The 4,700-nt window shown below is 75.2% G+C and carries 3 protein-coding genes; 2 read left to right on the top strand and 1 reads right to left on the bottom strand.

Annotated elements, in window-relative coordinates:
• Positions 1 to 53: 53 nt before the first annotated feature.
• Complete coding sequence (locus AAHZ94_RS28580; protein WP_349996477.1) at positions 54 to 569, bottom strand: excalibur calcium-binding domain-containing protein; 516 nt, start codon at positions 567 to 569, stop codon at positions 54 to 56.
• An 832-nt stretch (positions 570 to 1,401) separates the two neighbouring features.
• On the opposite strand from AAHZ94_RS28580, the gene AAHZ94_RS28575 reads away from it, so the two are divergent.
• Positions 1,402 to 3,006: an alpha/beta hydrolase gene (locus tag AAHZ94_RS28575; protein ID WP_349996475.1), complete on the top strand. Its 1,605-nt coding sequence runs from the start codon at positions 1,402 to 1,404 to the stop codon at positions 3,004 to 3,006.
• Positions 3,003 to 4,310, top strand: a complete 1,308-nt coding sequence (locus AAHZ94_RS28570; RefSeq protein ID WP_349996474.1) for a serine hydrolase domain-containing protein — start codon at positions 3,003 to 3,005, stop codon at positions 4,308 to 4,310. The genes AAHZ94_RS28575 and AAHZ94_RS28570 overlap by 4 nt, the downstream gene beginning before the upstream one ends.
• Positions 4,311 to 4,700 lie beyond the last annotated feature (390 nt).

The following is a 4,700-nucleotide window of genomic DNA, read 5'->3' as shown; positions in this document are numbered from 1 at the left end:
GCCTTGTGCCCCGGCCGGCGCGGCCGAGGACATGGGCGCGTGCGGTCCGGGGGTCAGCTCCATTCGCAGGCCACCCCGTCACCGTCGCGGTCCAACTCGTCGCGGTACCCCGGGTCTCCTGGGGTGAGCGGGTGTGGCGCGTCGCTGCACCGCCGGTAGTACGTGTCGGCACCAGAGTCGCCGGAGTCGGACGTACTCGGTACGTCCTCCGGTACGTCTTCCGGAACCTCATCGGGGTCCTCCTCCGGCGCGTCCTCGCTCGCCGAGGTCCGTGCCGGTACGGCGGTGGTCGCCACGTCGGTCGGCGCAGCAGGGGGGACGCCCACTGACGGGTTGCCGGACGGTGGCGGCGGTGGTGTGTACGTGCTGGTGTACGTGCTGGTGGACGCGGTGGTCGACGGAGACCGGTCAGGAGTGTCGTCGTTCGAATCGTCGTCGGCCCACGTGACGATGATCCCCACGATGAGCCCCACCAGCAGGAGAAGGCCGAGGCACCCGGCACATGACCGCTTCTGGGGTCGCTCGGGTGGCTGCCGGGGCCCCGGCCAGCTCTGCCGTCCGGTACTCATGGACCATCCGTTCCCACCCGGCGGCCCGAGCTCCGCAGAATCACTCTGTCGGCGGTATCCATGGCCGCCTGGCCATGTGTCGCCCTGCCCCGTAGGGCCCGCAGATGTGCCCGGTCCGTAGACGCACCCCGCCCGCAGCCACGCCACAGCGCCCCCACAAAATGCCGCGTCGGGCCCCCGCCACCGCCCGCCCCGTACACCTCGGTCCTGTCCCCACACACCTCCGCCCCGTCCCACAGCCGGTGGTCCGGCGGGGAACGGGGCGGTTGGCGGCTCTCCTTGATGAGTCGACGGAGCGGTGAAGGCGAGAGGACTCGATACGAGGAGAGGTACGAGCAGAGGGGGGGGAGAGACGACCGCGGGCCCGCCCGGGGGGCGCCCCCCCCCGGGCCCCGGGGGGGGGGGGCCCCCCCCCCCCCCCCCCCACACCCCGGTACGCAGCACAACCGCCCCGGCACACCCTTCCGCACGCCACCGCGCGGAACAACCCACCCTGCCGCACCCACACCAACCCGCACCGCCCCGCGGCACAGCCACCAACCCACACCCACCCGCCGCCACCCAAGACAACCACCCGCACAGCAGCCGAACTCACCAACTCGCCGCCCTCATAAGCCACTTCACTACAACCCACAGCGCCACCCGCCCCGCCCCCGCCACTAGCAGAGCGCGCACCCCGTTCGCATCCCGTCCGCAGCCGGGCTGAGCAGGGGGGTTTACCCCCGGTGGCACTGGCCGGGTGGCCCGATGGATCGAAGATCACTGCGCTCCTACCGTCGTTCGGGTCATCACCACCTGATCGAAATCGATCCCACCGTTTCGAAGGAGCGCGATGCGCATCGCATCGACGGTCGCGGCCGGACTCGGCCTGACCGGACTACTCACGGGAGCCGTACCGGCCCTCGCCCAACCCGCACCACCGGCCCCGGCGCCCAGCGCCAGCGCCACCCCCGCCCGGCACGCCGCGCCCCCGGCCGACACCGCCCACCGGCACCAGCGCCTGGCCTGGGGGCCCTGTTCGAGCGACCAGCCCGAACTGCGCGCGGCGGGCGCCGAATGCACCCGGGTGCGGGTGCCGCTGGACTACGCCGAGCCGACCGGCCGGACCATCCAGATCGCCGTCTCCCGGGTCAGGGCGAAGGACCCGCGCGAGCGGCGCGGCATCCTGCTGTCCAACCCCGGCGGCCCCGGCGGCCCCGGGCTGGCGTACACCCTGTCGCTGCGGGAGTCCCTGGGGGCCGTGGCCGACCGCTACGACCTGATCGGCTTCGACCCGCGCTTCCTCGGCGAGAGCAGCCCAATCCGCTGCGCCCCGCCGGCTCCGGTGGCCGAGCCCGGCCCCACCAGCAGCCCGCGCGCGGACTTCGCCGAGTCGGTGCGCGCCGCGCAGGACACCGCGCGGCGCTGCGGGGAGCACGGCGACAACGCGGAGTTGCTGCCGCACGCCTCCACCCGCAACGTGGCCAGGGACATGGACACCATCCGGTCCGTGCTCGGCGAGCGGAAGACCTCCTACTACGGCGTCTCCTACGGCGCCGACCTCGGGGCCGTCTACAGTCAGCTCTTCCCCGAGCGGGTCGACCGGATCGTCATCGACTCCTCGACCGACCCGGCGGCCAGCCAGTACGAGCTGTTCCAGCGGGCCGGCAGGCCGTTGGAGGAGTCCCTGGACGAGTGGGCCGGTTGGGCGGCCGGGCACGAGGCGGAATACCGGCTCGGCAGCACGCCGGCCGCGGTGCGCGCCGCCGTGCAGCGGGTGCTCGACCACGCCGAGCGGCGTCCGCTGGTCGTCGACGGCGTACGGCTGAACGCGCCGCTGCTACGGCTGGTGCTGCGGCAGTTCATCCAGCACCAGGAGCACAACCCGGTGTTGGCCAGCGTGGTGCGGGACCTGATGGCCGCGGACGCCGGCACGCTGACCGAGCCGGGCCCCGAACTCGGCGGCATGCTCGAACTGCTGGGCTCCCCCGACCTGGCCGACAGCATGGTGGGCGGGGCGCTGTTCATGTGTGGCGACGGCGGCTGGCCCGCCGGTGGCTGGCCCACGGAGCCGGCCACGTACTGGCGCAACATGCAGCGCAGCCGGGCGACGCAGCCCGTTTTCGGGCCGTTCGCCAACAACATCATCGCGCCCTGCGCGTTCTGGCGTACGAAGCCGCGCGAGGCCGGCACGCCGATCGGCAATGACGTGCCCGTACTGATGCTCCAGGCCCGCCGCGACAACAACGTGCCGTACGAGGGCGCGCTCGCGCTGCACCGCAAGCTGACCGGTTCCCGGCTGGTGACCGCCGAGATCCGCTCGCACGGCGTGTTCGGCCGGGGCGCCGAAGGGCTGACGCCGGTGCCGTGCGCGGATCAGGCCGTCCGGGACTACCTGGCTGGTGGGGCGCTGCCCGAGCAGGACCTGACCTGCGCACCGGTCGGGAGCGAGCGATGAGCGGGGCGGGCGTGGGACGCGCGCAGGAGGGGCGCGGCCGGGAGCAGCGGCCGGTGTTCAGCCGGCGCGCCGGGGTGACGGCCGCCGCGGCGACGTTACTCGCGGGCGCCGCCGCCACGGGAACCGCGCGGGCCGCCGGGCGCGGCGGGCAAGACGGTGCAGGCGACGGGCACGGCGGTGGTTGCGACGGCGCGGGCCGGCCGCGACGGGACGCGGGGCTCCAGCGGTCCGTGGACGCGATCCGGGCGGCCGGTGCGACGGGTGTACTGGCCGAGGTGCAGGACGCCGACGGTCGCGCGGCGGCCAGGGCCGGCGTCGCCGACCTCGGGACGGGGCAACCGGTGCCGTGGGACGCCCACTACCGGATCGGCAGCGACACCAAGACGTTCACCGCCGCGGTGGCCCTGCAACTGGTCGGCGAGGGCCGGCTCACCCTGACCCACCCGATCGAACGCTGGCTGCCCGGCCTGGTCCGCGGCAACGGCAACGACGGGCGGCGCATCACCCTCACCAACCTGTTGCGACACACCAGCGGCCTCAACGACTTCCTGGCGGTCGGTGGCGGCGAGGCGCCGACGCCCGACAGCTACCGCAAGGACCGGTTCACCCACCAGGGCCCGCGCCAGCAGTTGGCCGCGGCGCTCGGCCAGCCGCCCGCCTGGCTGCCGGGCGCGCACGACCCGGCCGGCGAGCGCCGCTGGGCGTACTCCAACACCAACTACACGCTGGCCGGCCTGCTCATCGAGGAGGTCACCGGCCACTCCTGGGCGCAGGAGGTGCACGAGCGCATCATCGAACCGCTGGGCCTGCGCCGCACGTACACGCCCGGCACGTCGCCGTACGTGCCGCAGCCGACGGCCACCGCCTACACCACCTTCCCCGGGCAGAGCGCGCCGACGGACACCACGCTGACCTTCGGCGGGTACGCCGACGGCTCGCTGATCAGCACGCCGCAGGAGCTCGGCACCTTCTTGCGCGCCCTGCTCGGCGGCCGGTTGCTGCGCCCGGCCGAACTCGCCGCGATGCGGGAGACGGTGCCCGTGACGGACTGGATTCCGGCGACGGGCGTCCGCTACGGGCTCGGCATCGCCTGGCGCCCGGTGCGCGGCGTGCCGGGCGGCGTCTGGTTCCACGGCGGCACCCATCTGGGCGTCGTGTCCGAGAGCGGCGTACGCGCCGACGGCTCCCGCGCCGCAACCGCCGCGGTCTTCACCCTGGACCTGGCGGGCGACGCGGGTGCCGCCCAGGCCGCGGCGGCGTTGCGGCTGGTGGAGGGGGCGCTGGCCGCGCCGGGGGCGGGGTGAGCCGGGCTGTCGCCCCAGGGTGACGCGCACCGGGGTGACTGGCATCGCGGTGACCGGAACCGGGGTGACTGGCCGAGCCAGCCTGCGTGGGGGGCGTGGCAGGGGTGGGCCGCGAAAGCCCGTCGGGACGCCGGTCCGTGGGAGCAGCCAGCCACGGGGGCCACGGGCCATAAGGCGGGCCGCCGCTGGCTGGCACCGGCCCGGGTCGGGTCGGGTCGGGTCGGGTCGGGTCGGGTTGGGTTGGGTTGGGTTGGGTTGGGCCAGTCGGCCGGGCACGGGGCTGCCGCCCCCCCCCCCCCGGGCCCCCCCGCCCCCCCCCCCCCCCGGCCCGGGGGGGGGGGGGCGGGGGCCGGGGTGCCAGCGCGGGGGCGGCCGGCCCCGCGGGGGGGG

Origin of the sequence: Streptomyces sp. HSW2009 (assembly GCF_040240285.1) — a bacterium.
GTDB lineage: Bacteria > Actinomycetota > Actinomycetes > Streptomycetales > Streptomycetaceae > Streptomyces.
This window is presented reverse-complemented; position numbering and strand designations above follow the sequence as displayed.

Excerpts from the sequence above, each read along its gene's own strand:
- AAHZ94_RS28580 (WP_349996477.1), bottom strand. The coding sequence starts at position 569 with ATGAGTACCGGACGGCAGAGCTGGCCGGGGCCCCGGCAGCCACCCGAG.
- AAHZ94_RS28575 (WP_349996475.1), top strand. The coding sequence starts at position 1,402 with ATGCGCATCGCATCGACGGTCGCGGCCGGACTCGGCCTGACCGGACTA.
- AAHZ94_RS28570 (WP_349996474.1), top strand. The coding sequence starts at position 3,003 with ATGAGCGGGGCGGGCGTGGGACGCGCGCAGGAGGGGCGCGGCCGGGAG.